Origin of the sequence: Pantoea sp. SOD02, assembly GCF_024707505.1 — a bacterium.
Classification (GTDB): domain Bacteria; phylum Pseudomonadota; class Gammaproteobacteria; order Enterobacterales; family Enterobacteriaceae; genus Pantoea; species Pantoea symbiotica.
The window spans coordinates 597,011-615,722 of sequence record NZ_CP102604.1; the positions used below are offsets into that span (position 1 = coordinate 597,011).

An 18,712-nucleotide genomic window follows, 5' to 3' on the forward strand; every position below is an offset into this window, starting at 1 on the left:
AGTGAAAGCGGCATTGATGATCGGGAGTGAAGCTTTTTCGTCCAGCCAGGCGGCGATTTCCTTGATCTCAGTGGAGGCGACGCCGGTCAGATGTGGCAAAATAGATGAAATTTTCTGAAGGGAATGTCGATGATGTTTGCGCGCTTACGCGGTCTGATTGTGGAAAAAGGCCCAGAATTCCTTGCTTTACCCGTTTCCATTACCCCTTTCCCGCTAAAAAAAGCTATTCTGCAACAACTCCTAAACTGGCAATTTCGTCATGCTTTGTCTGAAGGTGAGTTAGACTTTCTGGAAGGGCGTTATCTGGGGATCGAGGTTGCCGATGTGAATCTGCGCTGGATCACCACCCTGCAAGCAGGGCGCCTGACCGTTTCGCGCGACACCGAGGCTGATGTCTGGTTTCGCGGTGAAGCCAACGATCTGTTGCTGGTGGCAGCACGCAAAGCGGATCCCGATATGTTGTTCTTTCAACGCCGTCTGGTGATTGAAGGTGACACGGAGCTGGGACTTGAGGTGAAAAACCTAATGGATGCCATTGAACTGGATGCCATGCCCACGCCATTACGCACGGGATTGCAGCAGCTCGCTGCTTTTATTGAGGCAGGAATGAAACAGGACGCGAAGGCCGCTGAGGCGCGCGCGGGGATCTCATGTTGATTCGTACTGAAATTGGCGTTGATGCAGCAGGCATCGATAGCCTGTTAAAGCGCAGTTTTGCTACCGCTGCCGAAGCGGAACTGATACAGCAACTGCGCGAAGATGGCTTGCTGACTCTTGGTGTCGTTGCCACGGATGATGAAGGTCAGGTGCTGGGTTATGCCGCTTTCAGTCCGGTGACCCTGCAAGGAGAAGACCGCAACTGGGTAGCGTTGGCGCCGCTCGCCGTGGATGAATCGGTGCGCAAACAGGGCCTTGCTAAACAGCTGGTGTATGAAGGATTGGATTCACTTAATGAGTTCAGCTACAGCGCCGTGGTGGTGCTGGGCGATCCTGAGTTTTACAATCCACTCGGCTTTGAACCGGCGGCACGTCATGGCTTGCACTGTCGTTGGTTAGGCAGCGAAGCGGCCTTTCAGGTGTACAAACTGGCTGACGATGCGTTTGTCGGTGCAGAAGGGCTGATCGAATTCGCCGAGCCGTTTAATCGTTTCGACTAAACCAGGCCACTAAGCAGGGCGGCTGCTGCGCAACCAGCAGCAGCTTTTGCGCGCGGCTCAGCTGCTTCACCTGATACTCCAGGCGTGACGCCGCAGCGCGATCGCCGGCATCGCAATGAAACACCAGCGTTAAGGGGCCTTTGCCACGCAGCGAACGCGCGCCGCGTCCTAGCTGATGCTGTTGCAGGCGACGATTAACATCGGTGGTGATGCCGGTATACAGCATGCCTGCGGCGGTTTGTAGCAGATAGAGCTGCCAGCCTTGTTCCATCATACTCATCTCGAAAATTAGCTGGCAGGCAGTGTAGCGCGCTTCAGGCCGCATCGCTATTCGCCGCACGGAGTCCGATTTTGTCCGACCATGCTCATCTGATTCGCTACTTAAAAAAACAGCATGTGCTGTCGTTATCTGCCAGCCACGGCGACGATCTGTGGTGCGCCAACTGCTTCTATGTGTTTGATGCAGCGAACATGGCGTTCTGGCTAATGACCGAGCCTGACACGCGCCATGGTGCATTAATCCAGGCAAATCCTCGCGTGGCAGGCACCGTGAATGGCCAGCCGAAAAGCGTGCTGTTGATCAAAGGCGTGCAGTATCGCGGCGTGATTCAGCTTCTAAGCGGAGAAAGGGAAACGATGGCGCGTCACGCCTATCAGAAGCGTTTTCCGGTGGCGAAGAAAGTCACTGCGCCGCTGTGGGAAATCATGCTCGATGAAGTGAAGATGACCGACAATGCGCTGGGCTTTGGCAAAAAAATTGTCTGGCAACGCAGCGACATGTAGGTGCAAGAGGTAAATTTCCGCCCCGGATCAAGTTTGAGCGATTTCCACATGGCGGAATGAAATGACCTGAATAACACTAAGGCCTATCCGCCGCGTATCCCAACGCGGCATCGTTATTCAGTTGAATACGGAATTCTGTGATGACCCAACTCTCCTCTCACGCCCCAGCGACACGCTTCGCCTGGTGGAAACCGCTGCTGTTCCTCGCCGTGGTGGTAATCGGTCTGTGGTATGTCAAATGGCAGCCTTATTACGGCAAAGCCTTTACTGCCGCCGAAACGCACTCGATTGGTAAATCGATTTTGGCCAATGCGGCGGACTCACCGTGGCGCGCAGCGCTTGATTACGCCATGGTCTATTTCCTCGCCGTGTGGAAAGCGGCGGTGCTCGGCGTGATCCTCGGATCGCTGGTGCAGGTGCTGATTCCACGTGCCTGGCTGCTGCGTCTGATGGGCAGCTCGCGCTTTGGCTCGACGCTGATGGGCACTGGATTAGGTTTGCCAGGCATGATGTGCAGTTGCTGTGCAGCGCCGGTGACCGCTGGTTTGCGTCAGTCGCAGGTTTCCAGCGGCGCGGCGATGGCATTTTGGCTGGCGAATCCGCTACTCAATCCCGCCACGCTGATTTTTATGGGCTTTGTGCTCGGCTGGAATTTTGCGGCGATTCGGCTGGTGGCGGGTTTGATGATGGTATTGGGCATCGCGTGGCTGGTGCAGCGCAGCGTGCCGGATCAGGCCGTTGCCGCGCCCGTTATACCGGCTCGCGATGAGCAGCCGTTTCTGACGCGCTGGCTGCAAGTGATGTGGCGACTGTTCTGGAACACCATTCCGTTGTATATCATCGCGGTATTGTTGCTCGGTGCCGCCCGCGTTTGGCTGTTCCCGCACGCGGATGGCGCAGTGGGCAATACGCTGTTTTGGGTGATGTTGATGGCAATTGCTGGCTGCCTGTTTGTGATTCCCACCGCTGCGGAAATCCCGATTGTGCAGACCATGATGCTGGCGGGCATGGGCGTTGCGCCCGCGCTGGCGTTGTTAGTCACGCTGCCCGCCGTGAGTGTGCCGTCGTTATTGATGCTGCATCGCGCCTTTCCCGCACGGGCGCTGTGGATCGCGCTGATCGGCGTGGCAGGCAGCGGCATGCTGCTCGGCGTGCTCGCCTTGTGGCTGGCGTAACCACCAAATCTTCTGATTGCGGCTGCCGCGCCACAGCAGCCGCGCATCTTTTTCCGCTTCGATAAAACGTCCGTCAATCAGCACATCAATCTCATCCACCACTTCGCGCTGTGCCGCACTGAGTTCCGCCATCTCGTAGCCGGTCCACAGCCAGATATCCTTATCCGGACATTCACGTCGCACGCGTTTCACCAGGCGACGCACATGCGGCACGTTATGCGGATGCAGCGGATCGCCGCCGCTCAGCGACAAGCCCTGACGCGGAATGCGCCGATCGTTAAGATCGGCGATCAGCTGCTCTTCCATCTCCAGCGTAAAAGGCACGCCGGAATCCAGCCGCCACGTGCTTTGGTTATAGCAGCCGCGACATTGATGTTCACAGCCCGCGACAAACAGCGTGCAGCGCGTGCCGGGTCCGTTAACGATATCGACCGGATAATAGCCGTGGATGCGCATCATCCCAGTTTTCCTGTCTCCAGATGTTTAACGCGCCGCTGCACCTCTTCCTGTTTACCGGCGTTAAACGGACGCGCATCCGGGCTGCCGAGATAGCCGCACACGCGGCGCGTCACCGATACGCGCGCCGGATCGTGATTACCGCAGCATGGGCAGGTAAACCCTTTGCTGGTGCAGCTGAACTCGCCGCTAAAGCCGCATTCGTAGCACTCATCGATCGGCGTATTGGTGCCGTAATAGGGCACGCGGTGATAGCTGTAATCCCAGACGTCTTCGAGCGCTTTGAGGTTGTGCTGGATGTTGGGATATTCGCCGTAACAGATGAATCCGCCGTTAGCGATGGTGGGATAGGGCGCTTCAAAGTCGATCTTGTCGTAGGGATTGACCTTTTTCTCCACGTCGAGATGGAAGCTGTTGGTGTAATACCCTTTGTCGGTCACTCCTGCCACCACGCCAAATTGGGCGGCATCGAGACGGCAGAAGCGGTCGCACAGATTCTCGCTCGGCGTACTGTACAAGCTGAAGCCGTAGCCGGTTTCCGCTTTCCAGGCATCCACCGCGTTGCGCAGATGGGTAACAATCGCCACGCCTTTTGCCCGCAGGTATTCGGCGTCGTATGGATGCACTTCGTTGCCGCTCAGCGCATTCAGCGTCTCATGCAGGCCGATGTAGCCAAGGGAAATCGAGGCGCGGCCGTTGCGGAAAATGGCGCCCACTTCGTCATCCGCTTTCAGCCGCACGCCGCAGGCACCTTCCATATACAGAATCGGCGCCACGCGCGCTTTGGTTTTTTCCAGCCGGGCGATACGCGTCATTAAGGCACGCTTCGCCAGCGCCAGACGTTCATCCAGCAACCGCCAGAACTGCGCTTCGTCGCCTTTGGCTTGCAGCGCGATACGCGGCAGATTGAGGCTAATGACGCCAATATTGTTGCGGCCTTCGTGAATCTGCTCGCCGTTCTCCTCGTACACGCCAAGGAAGCTGCGGCAGCCCATCGGCGTTTTAAACGAGCCGGTGACTTCCACCACTTTTTCGTAGTTGAGGATATCCGGATACATGCGTTTGCTGGCGCACTCCAGCGCCAGCTGTTTGATATCGTAGTTAACTTCGCCAGGCCGACGATTCACGCCTTCGCGGATAGCAAACACCAGTTTCGGGAATACCGCCGTTTTATGATTTTTACCCAATCCGGCAATGCGGTTACGCAGAATGGATTGCTGAATCAGGCGCGCCGCCCAGTCGGTGCCGAGGCCAAAGCCAAAGGTGACAAACGGCGTCTGGCCATTGGCGGTGTGCAGCGTGTTCACTTCATATTCCAGCGACTGAAACGCGTCGTAGCACTCTTTCTCGGTGCGCACGCGCGCATAGGCTTCGGCATCGGTAATCTGCCACTCTTGCGCCACCGCGCGGTGCTTCTCCAGGCTGAGCGTAACGAACGGTGCCAGCACTTCATCAATGCGGTTGATGGTGGTGCCGCCGTAAATATGGCTGGCAACTTGCGCGATGATCTGCGCGGTGACCGCCGTGGCGGTAGCGATCGATTTGGGCGGCTCGATCTCGGCGTTGCCCATCTTGAAACCGTTGGTCAGCATGCCGTGCAGATCGATCAGCATGCAGTTAAACATCGGGAAGAACGGGGAATAATCGAGATCGTGATAGTGGATGTCGCCGCGCTCATGCGCTAGCACCACATCGCGCGGCAACAGTTGCTGCTGAGCGTAATGTTTAGCAACGATGCCAGCCAGCAGGTCGCGCTGGGTTGGAATCACTTTGCTGTCTTTATTGGCGTTTTCGTTGAGCAGCGCCGCGTTGGTTTGCTCCACCAAACCGCGAATGGCGTGATGCAGTTTACCGCGCTGTTCACGCACTAGATCGCGGTCATGGCGATATTCGATATAAGCGCGCGCCAGCTGCGGCCAGCGTCCACTCATCAGCGTCTCTTCCACCGCGCACTGAATGTCGCGGATATCCACTTCGGCCTGTTCAGCCAGCTGCTGGCTAACCTGCGCCGCCACTTGCGCGCACCAGGCCGTATCATCGATTTGTGCCGCACGCGCGGCCGCGCTTACTGCCGCCTCGATCCGCTGCGCATCAAACGGCACTCTGCAGCCGTCACGCTTAATCACCACCGTCGCCATTTCTTCTCCATGAAACTATATGTAGATAATTTTAAGGAGTGTAATCGCTATATATGGTGTTTGCGCGCTAATTAATCGCAGGCGGTTTGACCTACAGCAAGGAAGCCACAACCAAGATTGAAAGCCGCGCAATGGTTACTCTGGTTAAAATACAAAAGTTTTAACCCGCCTTGATTTCGGTTTGTCGCCACTTGCTTTGCAAAGCGAAACAGGTTTAATGGGCCTTTTGCCCATTTTGGTCCGCTGTTTCATTTACAAGGATGCCCAGATGCCATTGCAGAGAACCTTGCTTGCCTGTTGTTTATCCATGACTTTTTCCGCCTTCGCCGCGCCCGCCGGAGATTTACCGCTGATGCCGTGGCCACAAAGCGTGGTGCAGCCGAGCGGCGGCGGGGCGTATGCGTTAACACCGCAGCTCACGTTGCATATCTCGGGCGATCATCTGGAAGGTGCTGAATCGCGCTGGCGCGCGCGCATTGCGCGGCAAACCGGCTGGCCGCTGCTGCCAGCCAGCGCATCCAGCGATCATCCCAGCATTCAAGTGCAAATCGCGCAGGCGGTTGATCCGATTCCCCAGCCGGACAGCGACGAAAGTTATCATCTGCTGGTTAACAGCGACGGCGTGTTACTGAAAGCCAATACGCGCTTTGGTGCGATGCGCGGCATGGAAACCGTGCTGCAGCTGATTGAAAACACCGAAAACGGCACCGAAATCCCCTACGTCACCATTGACGATAAACCGCGCTTTCCGTGGCGCGGTGTGCTGATTGATTCGGCGCGCCACTTCCTGCCGATTGAAACCGTTAAGCGGCAAATCGATGGCATCGCCGCTGCGCGTATGAACGTGTTTCACTGGCACTTAACCGACGATCAAGGTTGGCGTTTTGCCTCCAGCCACTATCCGCAGCTGCAGGAGAAAGCCAGCGACGGCTTGTACTACACGCAGCAGCAGATGCGCGATGTAGTGCACTATGCCACGCAGCGCGGCGTGCGCGTGGTACCGGAAATCGATCTGCCTGGTCATGCCTCAGCGATCGCGGTGGCGATGCCGGAGCTGATGAGCGCGCCGGGCCCGTATCAGATGGAGCGCGGCTGGGGCGTGTTTAAGCCGCTGCTCGATCCCAGCAACGAAGCAGTATTCCGCTTTATCGACACCTTAATGGGCGAAGTAACGGCGATATTCCCCGATCCCTACATTCACATCGGTGGCGATGAGGTCGATCCAAGCCAGTGGAATGATTCCACGCGTATTCAGCAATTTATGCGCGATCACGGCCTGAAGGATACGTATGCGCTGCAAGCCTGGTTTAACCAGCGCGTTGAGAAAATCCTCGAAGCACATCAGCGCCGCATGATCGGTTGGGATGAGGTTTACCATCCTGATCTGCCAAAAAGCATTCTGATTCAATCATGGCAAGGACAGGATGCGTTGGGCACCGTGGCGAAAAACGACTTCCGCGGCATTCTCTCCACCGGTTTCTATCTCGATCAGCCGCAAACCGCCGCCTATCACTATCGCAATGAACCCTGGCCGCAAGGGCTTAACGGTGCGGATCAGGTGCAAGCCGGTGAGCAGACACAGAGCTGGCAATTCACCATGCCGCGCCTGAAAGGCAGCGCGCTGAAAGGCAGCTTTACGCTGATTGAGGGGAAAAACGGCTGGCGCGGCTTTATCGATTTCAGCGGCAAAGCACGTCGCATGGTCAGCGATATCCGCTGGCTGTCGCCAACGCAGCTGACCTTTAGCGTCGATACGTGGATGGGGCCGTTCCAGCCGATGGTGACGCTGACGCAAGACAAGCTGACCGGTTATATGCTGGTGGGCAACGTGCGTTATCCCACGGAAGGCAGCAAGCTGATGCAAGTGCCAACCGGCATTGCGCCATCATTGCCGACGCCGGAGCAGATGCAAAACAACCTGATTGGCGGCGAAGCGGCGCTGTGGGCTGAGAACGTTAATAGCCGGGTGATTGATACGCGCCTGTGGCCGCGCGCTTTTGTGGTGGCTGAGCGGTTATGGTCGGCAAAGGATGTCACCGACAGCGACAACATGTATCAACGCCTGAGCGCAGTGGATCGCTGGGGCACCATTTCAGTCGGTTTGCAGCAGCATCAGCAGGCTGAAGTGCAGATGATGCGATTGGCGAACAGCAGCGACATCACGCCATTACGTATATTGGCCGAAGTGCTGGAACCGGCGCAGTACTACACGCGCCAGCATCTGAAATTCCAGGCGGGACATTACGACTATTTTGAACCGCTCAATCGTTTGGCGGATGTGTTGCCTGCCGAGAGTAACGCGGTGCGTTTGCTGGATAAGCAGGTTGATCGCTTGATCGCCAATCGCGCCGATCACGCGGCGGCGCATGCCATCCGTCAGCAACTGCAGCGCTGGCAGAACAACAGTGATGCGGTGATGCCGCTGATTCTGGGTAGCTATCAGCTCAAGCCGCTACAGCAGCAGGTGCAGCAAGTGACAGAACTGAGCCGGATGGGGCTGGATTTGGTCAACGCGCTGGAGCGTAATCAGGCGTATGGCGCAGGCGAAGTGGCGCAGATGCATACGCAACTGGACGCGGCAGCGCAGGTGCAGGATGAAACGGTGCTGGCGCTAGTGCGGCCGCTGGAGAAGTTACTGCGATCGTTTAAATAACAGAGGTCGCCATTAATGGCGACCCTACGAAAAGCGTAGGGTGCGCATTTATACGCACCGCGATCAATCAACGACGAACCGCAATCGCCTCAATCTCAATCTTCACATCTTTCGGCAGACGCGCCACTTCTACGCAAGAACGCGCTGGGAAGCTGGCGTTGTGCTCGGTGAAGAAGGCTTCATAGGTCGCGTTAACCGTGGCGAAGTCATTCAGATCCTTCACAAACACGGTGGTTTTCACGATATCGCCCACTTTCAGGCCTGCGGCTTCGACAATCGCCTTCACATTTTCCAGTGACTGACGTGCCTGTGCAGAAACATCGTCGGCAACGGCGCCAGTGGCGGGATCAACCGGGATCTGGCCTGAAGTGATGATCATACTGCCGAGATCCACGCCCTGCACGTAAGGGCCAATCGCTGCGGGTGCGTTTGAAGTACTGATTTCGCGAGACATTGTTTCTCCTTGAAAGTGCGCGGCCGACCGATGTCCGCCGCGAAATGAATCGTCCCATTATAGGGACGACGCGGGCGATTACCAGTGACCGAGCACCACGTGGCGCGCGAACTCTTTCTCGCAATATTTGCACTTCAGATGTACATCATCTTCGCGCTTTTTCACCGCAAAGCTGGTGAACACCGGCTCGTTGCGGCTGATGCAGTTGCTGTTCGGGCAAGTCAGCACGCGGTCAATACGATCCGGCAAGGTTGGGGCGATCTTCGCCACCACTTCGTATTCGTCAATGCGGTTCACAGTCGCGAGCGGCGCATACACCGCCAGCTGATTGATCTGATCGTCGGTCAGGAAGGTGTTTTCGATCTTGATTAGATCTTTGCGGCCCATCTCGCCCGACGGCAAGTTAAGGCCGATGGTGATGCGCTGATCGGTTTCGGTCAGACGAAACAGCGACAGTAACTTAAAGCCGACCTGCGCCGGGATATGGTCGATTACCGTGCCGCGTTTGATGGCTTCAACCTGCAATTTATTATCGTGTGTCATCGCTTTGCTCCTTACAGTGCCAGTTCGCGATTCAGTACCAGCGCCAGCAGTGCCTGGCGAGCGAAGATGCCATTTCCAGCCTGCTGGAAATACCAGGCGTGCGGCGTGCTATCCACGTCGGTGGTGATCTCGTCAATACGCGGCAGCGGATGCAGCACTTTCATGTTGTCGCGCGCACCGGCTAAATCGGCGGCGCGCAGGATGAACTGCGCTTTAACGTTGGCGTATTCCGACGGATCGAGGCGCTCTTTCTGCACGCGCGTCATATACAGAATGTCGAGTTGTGGCATCACTTCTTCGATGGTGTCGTGGCGCGACCAGGCAATGTTCTGCTCATCCAGCATATCGGTGATGTACGACGGCATCGCCAGCGCATCAGGCGCGATAAAGAAGAAGCGGTTGCCATCAAACTTCGCCAGCGCCTGCGTCAGTGAATGCACGGTGCGGCCATATTTCAGGTCGCCGACCATCGCCACATTCAGGTTATCGAGGCGATTTTGCGTTTCGCGGATGGTGAAGAGATCGAGTAGCGTTTGTGTCGGATGCTGGTTGGCACCGTCACCGGCATTGAGAATCGGAATGCCGCCGGAGAATTCCGTCGCCAGACGCGCCGCGCCTTCCTGCGGATGACGCATCACGATGGCATCGACGTAAGTACCAATCACTGAAATGGTATCGGCGAGGGTTTCACCTTTCTTGCCGAGCGAGGTGTTGCTGCCGTCGGCGAAGCCCACCACCGACGCGCCGAGACGATGCATCGCGGTTTCAAACGACAAGCGCGTGCGCGTTGAAGCTTCAAAGAAGCAGCTGGCGATCACGTTGTGTTTCAGCAGCTCCGGCTGGGGATTGGCTTTCAACTGGGCGGCGGTATGCAGCACCAGCTCCAGCTCGTCGCGGTTGAGATCGTTGATGGAAATAATGTGCTTGCGATATAGCGGGTTGGCCATAGCGTTCTCCTCTGCGCTGCCGGATTGCGGACAAAAAAAAGCCCCTGCTTAAGGGGCTTTTTTTACGATCGATTGATGACGGAAAGAAACAGATGCGCCGCCCGCTGTCAGGCGTCGTTGAGCGTCAAATTGTGCGCTGCGCTGTTGCATGTTTCCTCCGGCAAATTGGGCCGCATTATACGCATTCACTGATTTGCATCAAGCAAATATCGCGCACGAGGTAAACGTTTGCGGCGCGACCAATCATAGCTTGCCGAGCGTCGCCACCATCACCGCTTTAATGGTGTGCATGCGGTTTTCAGCCTGATCGAACACGATGCTGTGCGCAGACTCAAACACCTCATTACTCACTTCCATGCCATCCTGCAAACCGTACTGCTCGGCCATTTGCCGGCCCAGCGTGGTTTTGTCGTCATGGAAGGCCGGCAAGCAGTGCAGGAACTTCACCTGCGGATTGCCGGTCAGTGCCAGCATCGCGCTGTTTACCTGATAAGGGCGCAGCAGGGCGATGCGATCTTCCCACACCGATTTTGCTTCACCCATCGACACCCACACATCAGTGTAGATGAAGTCGGCACCTTGCACGCCTTCGGCGATATCTTCGGTCAGGGTGATTTTGCCACCGGTTTGCTGCGCGGCCACGCGGCATTGATCCACCAGTTCCGCTTCCGGCCAGCAGCCTTTTGGTGCCACCAGACGCAGATCCAGGCCAACCAGCGCGGCGGCTTCCAGCATGCTGTTACCCATGTTGTTGCGCGCATCGCCGACGTAAACCAGCGTCATTTCATTCAGCGCTTTACCCGGCAAATGTTCCTGCATCGTCAGCAGATCGGCCAGCAGCTGCGTGGGGTGGAATTCGGTCGTCAGGCCATTCCATACTGGCACGCCAGCGAATTCCGCCAAGGTTTCCACCAGTTCCTGGCCGTAACCGCGATATTGAATACCGTCATACATGCGTCCCAGCACGCGCGCGGTGTCTTTCATTGACTCTTTATGGCCGATTTGGCTGCCACTTGGGCCGAGATAGGTAACGTTAGCGCCCTGATCGTAAGCGGCAACTTCGAAAGAGCATCGGGTGCGAGTCGAGTCTTTTTCGAAGATGAGCGCGATGTTTTTGCCTTTCAGGTACTGCGTTTCGCTGGCATTTTTCTTTGCGTGTTTTAATTCACCTGCCAGACTCAGCAGAGAATCGATTTCGGCTGGGGTGAAATCCAGCAATCTCAGGAAATGTCTTTGATGTAGCTGACTCATACAGCGCTCCGGGTGCCCACATTAAAATGAATTAAAATTCAATCTAACCGTATGAATATGCATTTTCAACCCCAGCGTTAAGAAACTTGTTGTTTTGTGTAGTGGCGCGCGAGGCAGTGTGGGAAAATAATTGTATTCAGCCGAATATTTGAGGACACACCCATGGCATATGAAGCATTGCTGGAAGAACAGCGCGAAGAGACGCGACTGATCATTGAAGAGTTGCTGGAAGACGGCAGCGATCCAGATGCGCTTTACACTATCGAACATCATCTCTCCTGCAACAACTTTGACTCGCTGGAGAAGGTCGCGGTTGATGCCTTCAAACTGGGCTACGAAGTCAGCGAGCCAGAAGAGCTGGAGCTGGAAGATGGCACCACCGTGATGTGTGTGGATATCCTGAGCGAAGGCGCGTTGAAGCCTGAGCTGATTGATGCGCAGGTTGAGCAACTGGTGAATCTGGCGGGCAGCTACAACGTCGATTACGACGGTTGGGGCACCTACTTTGAAGACCCTGATGCCGAAGATGAAGACGACGATGGCGAGTTCATCGACGACGAAGAAGACAACGGTGTGCGTCACTAAGCATTAATGGGCGGCGCTCGCCGCCCTGAAACCTCTCCCCGTAAGACAAAGACTGCCCATGAATTACGCTCCGCTATTAGAACCGATCTATCAATTCCTGCATTGCCGCACGCCACAAGCGTGGATTCATGAAGCGCGCAAGCCGGATAATCTGACGTTGCTGCTCACCGATCACATGGTTTGCGAATTGAAGGCCGCGCAAACTGCGGTGTTTATCATCCGTAAATACGTGGCGGATAAGCCGAGTGGTGATGCCATTCTGGCGTGGCTCAAGCCGTATGAAGATTTTATCTACCGCGACGAGCAGGACAGTAACTTTATCAATGCCCACAAGAATCTGACCAAAAGCATTATCGTGCGCAACGAACTGCCGTGGGCCGACGATCTGGTGGAGATGATGGTGCTGCTGGTGAAAGAGGAATTGCATCATTTCTATCAGGTGTGGGAGATCATGCAGTCGCGCGGTTTGCCATATCGCAAAATCACCGCCAGCCGCTATGCCAAAGGGCTGATTCGCGAAATTCGCACTTACGAGCCGGAAGCGCTGGTGGATAAGCTGATTTGCGGGGCGTACATCGAAGCGCGATCCTGCGAACGTTTCGCCAGCCTTGCGCCGTATCTGGATGAGCAGCTGGAGAAGTTCTATATTTCGCTGCTGCGCTCGGAAGCGCGTCACTATCAGGATTACCTGAAGCTGGCACAGCAGATTTCGCCGAAGGACATTGCGCCGCGCGTAAAGGTGTTTGGTGAAACAGAAGCGCGCTTAATCAGCGAACCGGATGGCGAGCTACGCTTTCATAGTGGGGTGCCGGCAGTTTGGTGCGCATGAATGCGCACCCTACAAAAAACCGGCAACTAAACCGTAGGGTCGCCATTCATGGCGACCTCTATCATCACAACACCTTCAACATCCGCACTTCGCAATCCACATGCCCGGTACAGCCCATCGCGTTATCAATCAGCTCAAACCCCAATGACTCATACAACTTAATCGCACGCGTCAAACTGCCAGTCGTCTCCAGATAGCAACGCTGAAAACCCCGTTGACGGGCAAATTCCATGGCGCGCAGCGCCAGATCGCGCGCCAGGCCTAAGCCGCGCACCTGCGGCAGGAAATACATCTTCTGCAACTCGCAGATATCCGGCGCGCTGCAGGCCAGAGGAGCAACGCCGCCGCCGCCCACTACCACACCATCATGTTCCACAATCCAGTAGGCGCTATTGGCTTCGCTGTAGAGTTCGAACAGGCGATCGAGATGGGGATCGGACACGGTGTAGCCTTTGTCCGCCGTCAGGCCAAATTCAGCTGACACATCACGGATCACCTGCGCGATCAGCGAGTTATCGGCAGCGGTAATGGGGCGCACCTTTAAATTGATGGAGGCGTCGGTGGTCATCATTATCTTCCGGTAAAAAAAAACCGGGCAGTGCCCGGCTTCGATTAAGCAGTTGGACTGAAGCGCTTACAATGCCGCAATCACGCCCTGCTGTTCAAACAGTTTTGCTTTTGATTGCTCAAGCTCAGCCACGCGCTCACGCTCTTTCGCGACAACCGCTTCCGGCGCACGTGAGACAAAGCCTTCGTTCGCCAGTTTGGTCTGGATCTTCTCGATTTCGACATCAAGTTTCACCAGCTCTTTCGCCAGACGCTCCAGCTCGGCTTCTTTGTTGACCAGATCCGCCATCGGGATCAGCAACTCAGCGCCTTCAACAATCTTGGTGACCGAAACCGGGCCTTTCTCGCCCGCAGGCAGAATGGTCAGGCTTTCCAGACGCGCCAGACGCGACAGGAAGGTGCGGTTCTCTTCTACGCGACGCTGTGCGGCAGCAGAGCAATCACGCAGCAGCACGTCGAGCGGCTTGCTTGGTGCAATGTTCATCTCAGCACGAATATTACGCACCGCAACGATCGCCTGCTTCATCCACTCGATATCGGCCTGCGCCTCGGCATCCTCTTTCGCCGCGTCATACTGCGGGAACGGCTGCAGCATGATGGTATCGTGATCGATGTTTTTCAGGCCTTTCACACGCTGCCAGATGGTTTCGGTGATGTAAGGAATGATTGGATGCGCCAGACGCAGCAGCGCTTCCAGCACGGTAACCAGCGTATTACGCGTACCGCGCAGTTCCGCTTCGCTACCGCTGGTCATTACCGGCTTGGTCAGTTCCAGATACCAGTCACAGAACTGGTTCCAGGTGAAGTCGTACAGAATATTGGCCGCGATATCAAAGCGATAGCTATCCAGCGCTTCGCGATAGGCTTTCACGCTGCGGTTGAATTCGCTCAGGATCCAGCGATCCGCCAGCGACAGCTTCATTTCGCCGCCGTTTTGGCCGCAATCCTGCTCTTCGGTATTCATCAGCACGAAGCGGCTGGCATTCCACAGCTTGTTACAGAAGTTGCGGTAACCTTCGAGGCGCTTCATATCCCAGTTGATATCACGACCGGTAGACGCCAGCGCGGCGAGGGTAAAGCGCAGCGCATCGGTACCTGAAGGCACGATGCCGTCCGGGAACTGCTTCTCGGTACGTTTGCGGATCTTCTCAGCCAGCTGCGGCTGCATCATGTTGCCGGTACGCTTCTCCAGCAGATCTTCCAGCGAAATACCGTCAATCATATCCAGTGGATCGATGACGTTGCCTTTCGACTTGGACATCTTCTGGCCTTCTTCATCACGGATCAAACCGGTCATGTAGACGGTTTTGAACGGCACCTGCGGTTTGCCGTTTTCATCTTTGATGAAGTGCATGGTCAGCATGATCATGCGCGCAATCCAGAAGAAGATGATGTCGAAGCCGCTCACCAACACGCTGGTTGGATGGAAGGTACGCAGCGCTTCGGTGTTCTCTGGCCAGCCCAGTGTCGAGAAGGTCCACAGACCGGACGAGAACCAGGTATCCAGCACGTCGTCGTCCTGGCGCAGCGCCACGTCGGCGGCCAGATTGTTTTCCTGGCGCACTTCGTCTTCGGTGCGGCCGACATAGACGTTGCCGTCGTTGTCGTACCATGCTGGGATGCGATGTCCCCACCACAACTGACGTGAAATACACCAATCCTGAATGTCGCGCATCCATGAGAAGTACATGTTTTCGTACTGCTTCGGCACGAACTGGATGTCGCCGTTTTCTACCGCTTCCACCGCGACTTTCGCCAGCGGTGCGGTGCGCACATACCATTGGTCGGTCAGCATTGGCTCGATCACCACGCCGCCGCGATCGCCGTAAGGCACGGTCAGGTCGTGCGGTTTGATCTCTTCCAGCAGGCCGATCTCATCAACGGCAGCAACAATCGCTTTACGCGCGGCGAAACGCTCCATCTTCTGGAACTGTGCCGGGATATCGTCGGCGCACTCGTCGCTGACTTCACCATTGGTGTCGAACACTTCCGCGCGCTCGCGGATATCGCCATCAAAGGTCAGAATGTTGATCATTGGCAGCTTATGACGACGACCCACTTCGTAGTCGTTGAAGTCATGCGCAGGGGTGATCTTCACACAGCCGGTGCCTTTTTCCATGTCAGCGTGTTCATCGCCAACAATCGGAATGCGACGATTCACCAGCGGCAGGATCAGCTCTTTGCCGATGAGATCTTTGTAGCGTGGATCTTCCGGGTTAACTGCCACGCCGGTATCGCCCAGCAGGGTTTCCGGACGCGTGGTCGCCACCACCAGATAATCTTTGCCTTCAGCGGTTTTCACGCCGTCAGCCAGCGGATAGCGGATGTGCCACATCGAGCCTTTGCTCTCGCGGTTTTCCACTTCCAGATCGGAGATGGCGGTACGCAGTTTTGGATCCCAGTTCACCAGGCGCTTGCCACGATAAATCAGGTTCTCTTTGTACAGGCGGACAAACACTTCGCGCACCGCGTTGGACAGACCGTCATCCATGGTGAAGCGCTCGCGCTCCCAGTCAACCGAGTTGCCGAGACGACGCATTTGGCGAGTAATAGTGCCGCCAGATTCCGCTTTCCACTGCCAGATTTTGTCGATGAACGCATCGCGGCCATAATCCTGGCGCGTTTTGCCCTCTTCAGCGGCGATTTTGCGTTCTACCACCATCTGCGTGGCGATACCGGCGTGATCGGTACCGGCCTGCCACAAGGTATTTTTACCCTGCATGCGCTGGTAGCGAATCATGGTATCCATGATGGTCTGCTGGAAAGCGTGACCCATATGCAAGCTGCCGGTGACGTTCGGCGGCGGGATCATGATGCAAAAGCTTTCCTGGCTGGTATCGCCATTCGGTTTAAAGTAGCCCTGCTGTTCCCAGTGCTCGTAGAGCGGCTGCTCGATATCTTGCGGGTTATATGTCTTTTCCATTTCTACACTGTCGTTTGCGGCGAGGGTGGCGTCGCCGTATTCAATTGGAAACCAACGCTGCGATAGGCTTTGTAGCGATCGCGCGCCAGTTGTTTTAGGGATTCTTCATAAGGAACGAAGTCTATCACTTCATGGAAACCAGTAGCAAAATCTGCGAACTGTGGCAGAAGGCTGATCAGCAGATCGCGCGGTGAACTGCCGCGACGCTGTGGCCAGGCCAGCTCAACCGGCGCGCCGTAACGCGGGCCTTCACCGGCGAGGTTATGCGGTACAAAGGCGTTGGCCGGAAGCTGCCAGAGCGCTTCATCCAGCCGATTGGCTTGTTCTTCGTTTTCGCAGGCAATCAGGATGCGTTTGCCGTCACGCCAGCGTGTTTCGGCAAGAGAGCACACCAATGCTTCGATGGCGGTTAGGCCGTCGCTGGCGCTCTCAGACTCCATCACATAGAAAGTGGCGTTTTTCATGGGATCCTTTGGATGAGAGTGCGGTGCTTGCTGTCCCCCATCCCGGCCTTCCCCCACGAGTGGGGGAAGGAGACGCTGCCACATGCAGCTTCATCACTGACATGTGGCAGCATCTTCCTCCCCCATTTATGGGGGAGGACCGAGGAGGGGGACAGCCATCACCAAATCAATCGTCGCCGTTCAACCCTGCGCGATTCAGCAGGAATTGCGACAGCAGCGGTACCGGACGACCGGTTGCGCCTTTGGCTTTACCTGAACGCCATGCGGTACCGGCGATATCCAGGTGCGCCCAGTTAAACTTACGCGCAAAGCGCGCGAGGAAGCAGGCCGCCGTAATCGCACCGCCAGGACGGCCGCCAATGTTCGCCATATCAGCAAAATTGGATTCCAGCTGCTCCTGATACTCATCCGCCATCGGCAGACGCCAGGCGCGGTCGCCGGACTGCTCAGACGCGCTAATCAGCTCGTGCGCCAGCGGATTGTGGTTCGACATCAAACCGCTGACATGATGACCCAGCGCAATCACGCAGGCGCCGGTCAGCGTGGCGACGTCAATCACCACTTCTGGCTCGAAGCGTTCAACGTAGGTTAGCGCATCGCACAGCACCAGACGGCCTTCGGCATCGGTATTCAGCACTTCAACGGTTTGGCCCGACATGGTGGTCAACACGTCGCCCGGACGCATCGATTTGCCATCTGGCATGTTTTCACAGCCCACCAGCACGCCCACCACGTTCAGCGGCAGATTCAATTCCGCCACCATGCGCATCACGCCGTACACCGACGCCGCGCCGCACATGTCGTACTTCATCTCATCCATCGCTTCGGCTGGTTTGATCGAGATACCGCCGGAATCGAAGGTTAACCCTTTACCGACCAATACGATTGGACGCGCTTCGGGATCGTTATTGCCTTTGTATTCAATTACCGACATCAGCGATTCATTGTGGGAACCGGCGCCGACCGCCAAATAAGCGTTCATCCCCAATTCTTTCATCTGCTGTTCGCCGATAACGCGGGTTGTTACATTTTTGCTGTATGCATCCGCCAGCTGACGCGCCTGCGACGCCAGATACGCGGCGTTACAAATATTTGGCGGCATATTGCTGAGGTCTTTTGCGGCTTTAACACCGGCAGCCACAGCCAAACCGTGCTGAATAGCACGTTCGCCGCTGGTGAGTTCACGGCGGGTCGGCACGTTGAACACCAGCTTACGCAGCGGACGGCGCGGCTCGACTTTGTTGCTTTTCAGTTGATCAAAGTTGTAGAGCGCTTCTTTCGAGGTTTCGACCGCCTGACGCACTTTCCAGTAGGTATTGCGACCTTTGACGTGCAGTTCAGTCAGGAAGCACACTGCTTCCATCGAGCCGGTGTCATTCAAGGTATTGATGGTTTTCTGAATCACCTGCTTGTACTGGCGCTCATCCAGCTCGCGCTCTTTACCGCAGCCGATCAGCAGGATGCGTTCGGAGAGGATATTCGGCACATGGTGCAGCAGCAGCGTTTGGCCCACTTTTCCTTCCAGTTCACCGCGGCGCAGCAGGGCGCTGATGTAGCCATCGCTGATTTTATCCAGCTGCTCAGCAATGGGTGACAAACGGCGCGGTTCGAAAACGCCAACAACAATGCAGGCGCTACGCTGTTTTTCCGGGCTACCGCTTTTTACACTGAACTCCATGCACTCTCCTGAATCTTAAAGACAACGGCCTAAGCTGTCGTTAGAATGTAGCGCGCTCGTAACTCATTAATTCGTTACGGCGCCATGACAATTCAACGCCGGTAGTCAT

At 56.2% G+C, this 18,712-nt stretch carries 18 protein-coding genes; 7 read left to right on the forward strand and 11 right to left on the reverse strand.

The window, feature by feature from the left end:
• Positions 1-132 precede the first annotated feature (132 nt).
• Together NR302_RS02660 and NR302_RS02665 are read left to right on the forward strand one after the other, a co-directional pair.
• Positions 133-657 (forward strand): SCP2 domain-containing protein, encoded by a 525-nt coding sequence (locus NR302_RS02660; protein ID WP_036648365.1) that lies wholly within the window; start codon positions 133-135, stop codon positions 655-657.
• The gene (locus tag NR302_RS02665) at positions 651-1,157 is read left to right on the forward strand and encodes a GNAT family N-acetyltransferase (protein WP_061718238.1); all 507 of its coding nucleotides are present in this window, start codon (positions 651-653) and stop codon (positions 1,155-1,157) included. The genes NR302_RS02660 and NR302_RS02665 overlap by 7 nt, the downstream gene beginning before the upstream one ends.
• Here the strand turns inward: NR302_RS02665 and NR302_RS02670 are convergent.
• Positions 1,141-1,428 carry a GIY-YIG nuclease family protein gene (locus NR302_RS02670; protein ID WP_061718453.1) on the reverse strand — a complete coding sequence of 96 codons (288 nt, stop codon included), beginning with the start codon at positions 1,426-1,428 and terminating at the stop codon, positions 1,141-1,143. The genes NR302_RS02665 and NR302_RS02670 overlap by 17 nt on opposite strands.
• Before the next feature lie 80 nt (positions 1,429-1,508).
• Between NR302_RS02670 and NR302_RS02675 the strand changes: the two genes are divergently transcribed.
• Entirely contained in the window at positions 1,509-1,940 is a 432-nt protein-coding gene (locus NR302_RS02675; protein WP_008104269.1) for a YhbP family protein, read from the forward strand.
• Positions 1,941-2,080: 140 nt separating this feature from the next.
• Complete coding sequence (locus NR302_RS02680; RefSeq protein ID WP_258144475.1) at positions 2,081-3,115, forward strand: permease; 1,035 nt, start codon at positions 2,081-2,083, stop codon at positions 3,113-3,115.
• Here the strand turns inward: NR302_RS02680 and nrdG are convergent.
• On the reverse strand, positions 3,008-3,574 hold the full coding sequence (gene nrdG, locus NR302_RS02685; RefSeq protein ID WP_256698299.1) for an anaerobic ribonucleoside-triphosphate reductase-activating protein: 567 nt from the start codon (positions 3,572-3,574) through the stop codon (positions 3,008-3,010). The genes NR302_RS02680 and nrdG overlap by 108 nt on opposite strands.
• Positions 3,571-5,709, reverse strand: a complete 2,139-nt coding sequence (gene nrdD, locus NR302_RS02690; protein WP_258144476.1) for an anaerobic ribonucleoside-triphosphate reductase — start codon at positions 5,707-5,709, stop codon at positions 3,571-3,573. Before nrdD ends, nrdG begins: the two co-directional genes overlap by 4 nt.
• A 268-nt stretch (positions 5,710-5,977) precedes the next feature.
• On the opposite strand from nrdD, the gene NR302_RS02695 reads away from it, so the two are divergent.
• Positions 5,978-8,362 (forward strand): beta-N-acetylhexosaminidase, encoded by a 2,385-nt coding sequence (locus NR302_RS02695; RefSeq protein ID WP_258144477.1) that lies wholly within the window; start codon positions 5,978-5,980, stop codon positions 8,360-8,362.
• Between the two features lie 67 nt (positions 8,363-8,429).
• Here NR302_RS02695 and ridA read toward each other — a convergent pair whose 3' ends face one another.
• The 4 genes from ridA to argF form a co-directional block, all read right to left on the reverse strand.
• Complete coding sequence (gene ridA / locus NR302_RS02700; RefSeq protein ID WP_061718232.1) at positions 8,430-8,816, reverse strand: 2-iminobutanoate/2-iminopropanoate deaminase; 387 nt, start codon at positions 8,814-8,816, stop codon at positions 8,430-8,432.
• Between the two features lie 78 nt (positions 8,817-8,894).
• Positions 8,895-9,359: an aspartate carbamoyltransferase regulatory subunit gene (pyrI, locus tag NR302_RS02705; RefSeq protein ID WP_007886734.1), complete on the reverse strand. Its 465-nt coding sequence runs from the start codon at positions 9,357-9,359 to the stop codon at positions 8,895-8,897.
• A gap of 11 nt (positions 9,360-9,370) precedes the next feature.
• Positions 9,371-10,306 (reverse strand): aspartate carbamoyltransferase, encoded by a 936-nt coding sequence (gene pyrB, locus NR302_RS02710; protein WP_176970202.1) that lies wholly within the window; start codon positions 10,304-10,306, stop codon positions 9,371-9,373.
• A gap of 243 nt (positions 10,307-10,549) precedes the next feature.
• Positions 10,550-11,557 (reverse strand): ornithine carbamoyltransferase, encoded by a 1,008-nt coding sequence (gene argF / locus NR302_RS02715; RefSeq protein ID WP_258144479.1) that lies wholly within the window; start codon positions 11,555-11,557, stop codon positions 10,550-10,552.
• A 162-nt stretch (positions 11,558-11,719) separates the two neighbouring features.
• Here argF and rraB point away from each other — a divergent pair, with 162 nt between their 5' ends.
• Complete coding sequence (gene rraB / locus NR302_RS02720; RefSeq protein WP_008104254.1) at positions 11,720-12,142, forward strand: ribonuclease E inhibitor RraB; 423 nt, start codon at positions 11,720-11,722, stop codon at positions 12,140-12,142.
• Between the two features lie 58 nt (positions 12,143-12,200).
• On the forward strand, positions 12,201-12,971 hold the full coding sequence (locus NR302_RS02725) for a tRNA-(ms[2]io[6]A)-hydroxylase (protein WP_258144480.1): 771 nt from the start codon (positions 12,201-12,203) through the stop codon (positions 12,969-12,971).
• A gap of 64 nt (positions 12,972-13,035) precedes the next feature.
• Here NR302_RS02725 and NR302_RS02730 read toward each other — a convergent pair whose 3' ends face one another.
• From NR302_RS02730 to pepA, 4 genes are all read right to left on the reverse strand, one after another.
• Positions 13,036-13,539 carry a GNAT family N-acetyltransferase gene (locus NR302_RS02730; RefSeq protein WP_008104250.1) on the reverse strand — a complete coding sequence of 168 codons (504 nt, stop codon included), beginning with the start codon at positions 13,537-13,539 and terminating at the stop codon, positions 13,036-13,038.
• Between the two features lie 66 nt (positions 13,540-13,605).
• The gene (locus tag NR302_RS02735) at positions 13,606-16,461 is read right to left on the reverse strand and encodes a valine--tRNA ligase (protein ID WP_258144481.1); all 2,856 of its coding nucleotides are present in this window, start codon (positions 16,459-16,461) and stop codon (positions 13,606-13,608) included.
• A gap of 2 nt (positions 16,462-16,463) precedes the next feature.
• The gene (locus tag NR302_RS02740; protein WP_008104246.1) at positions 16,464-16,925 is read right to left on the reverse strand and encodes a DNA polymerase III subunit chi; all 462 of its coding nucleotides are present in this window, start codon (positions 16,923-16,925) and stop codon (positions 16,464-16,466) included.
• Positions 16,926-17,091: 166 nt separating this feature from the next.
• Positions 17,092-18,603: a leucyl aminopeptidase gene (pepA, locus tag NR302_RS02745; RefSeq protein WP_008104244.1), complete on the reverse strand. Its 1,512-nt coding sequence runs from the start codon at positions 18,601-18,603 to the stop codon at positions 17,092-17,094.
• Positions 18,604-18,712 lie beyond the last annotated feature (109 nt).

Coding starts and splice junctions, on each gene's coding strand:
- NR302_RS02660 (WP_036648365.1), top strand. CDS start 133: ATGTTTGCGCGCTTACGCGGTCTGATTGTGGAAAAAGGCCCAGAATTC.
- NR302_RS02665 (WP_061718238.1), top strand. CDS start 651: ATGTTGATTCGTACTGAAATTGGCGTTGATGCAGCAGGCATCGATAGC.
- NR302_RS02670 (WP_061718453.1), bottom strand. CDS start 1,428: ATGGAACAAGGCTGGCAGCTCTATCTGCTACAAACCGCCGCAGGCATG.
- NR302_RS02680 (WP_258144475.1), top strand. CDS start 2,081: ATGACCCAACTCTCCTCTCACGCCCCAGCGACACGCTTCGCCTGGTGG.
- nrdG (WP_256698299.1), bottom strand. CDS start 3,574: ATGATGCGCATCCACGGCTATTATCCGGTCGATATCGTTAACGGACCC.
- nrdD (WP_258144476.1), bottom strand. CDS start 5,709: ATGGCGACGGTGGTGATTAAGCGTGACGGCTGCAGAGTGCCGTTTGAT.
- NR302_RS02695 (WP_258144477.1), top strand. CDS start 5,978: ATGCCATTGCAGAGAACCTTGCTTGCCTGTTGTTTATCCATGACTTTT.
- ridA (WP_061718232.1), bottom strand. CDS start 8,816: ATGTCTCGCGAAATCAGTACTTCAAACGCACCCGCAGCGATTGGCCCT.
- pyrI (WP_007886734.1), bottom strand. CDS start 9,359: ATGACACACGATAATAAATTGCAGGTTGAAGCCATCAAACGCGGCACG.
- pyrB (WP_176970202.1), bottom strand. CDS start 10,306: ATGGCCAACCCGCTATATCGCAAGCACATTATTTCCATCAACGATCTC.
- argF (WP_258144479.1), bottom strand. CDS start 11,557: ATGAGTCAGCTACATCAAAGACATTTCCTGAGATTGCTGGATTTCACC.
- rraB (WP_008104254.1), top strand. CDS start 11,720: ATGGCATATGAAGCATTGCTGGAAGAACAGCGCGAAGAGACGCGACTG.
- NR302_RS02725 (WP_258144480.1), top strand. CDS start 12,201: ATGAATTACGCTCCGCTATTAGAACCGATCTATCAATTCCTGCATTGC.
- NR302_RS02730 (WP_008104250.1), bottom strand. CDS start 13,539: ATGACCACCGACGCCTCCATCAATTTAAAGGTGCGCCCCATTACCGCT.
- NR302_RS02735 (WP_258144481.1), bottom strand. CDS start 16,461: ATGGAAAAGACATATAACCCGCAAGATATCGAGCAGCCGCTCTACGAG.
- NR302_RS02740 (WP_008104246.1), bottom strand. CDS start 16,925: ATGAAAAACGCCACTTTCTATGTGATGGAGTCTGAGAGCGCCAGCGAC.
- pepA (WP_008104244.1), bottom strand. CDS start 18,603: ATGGAGTTCAGTGTAAAAAGCGGTAGCCCGGAAAAACAGCGTAGCGCC.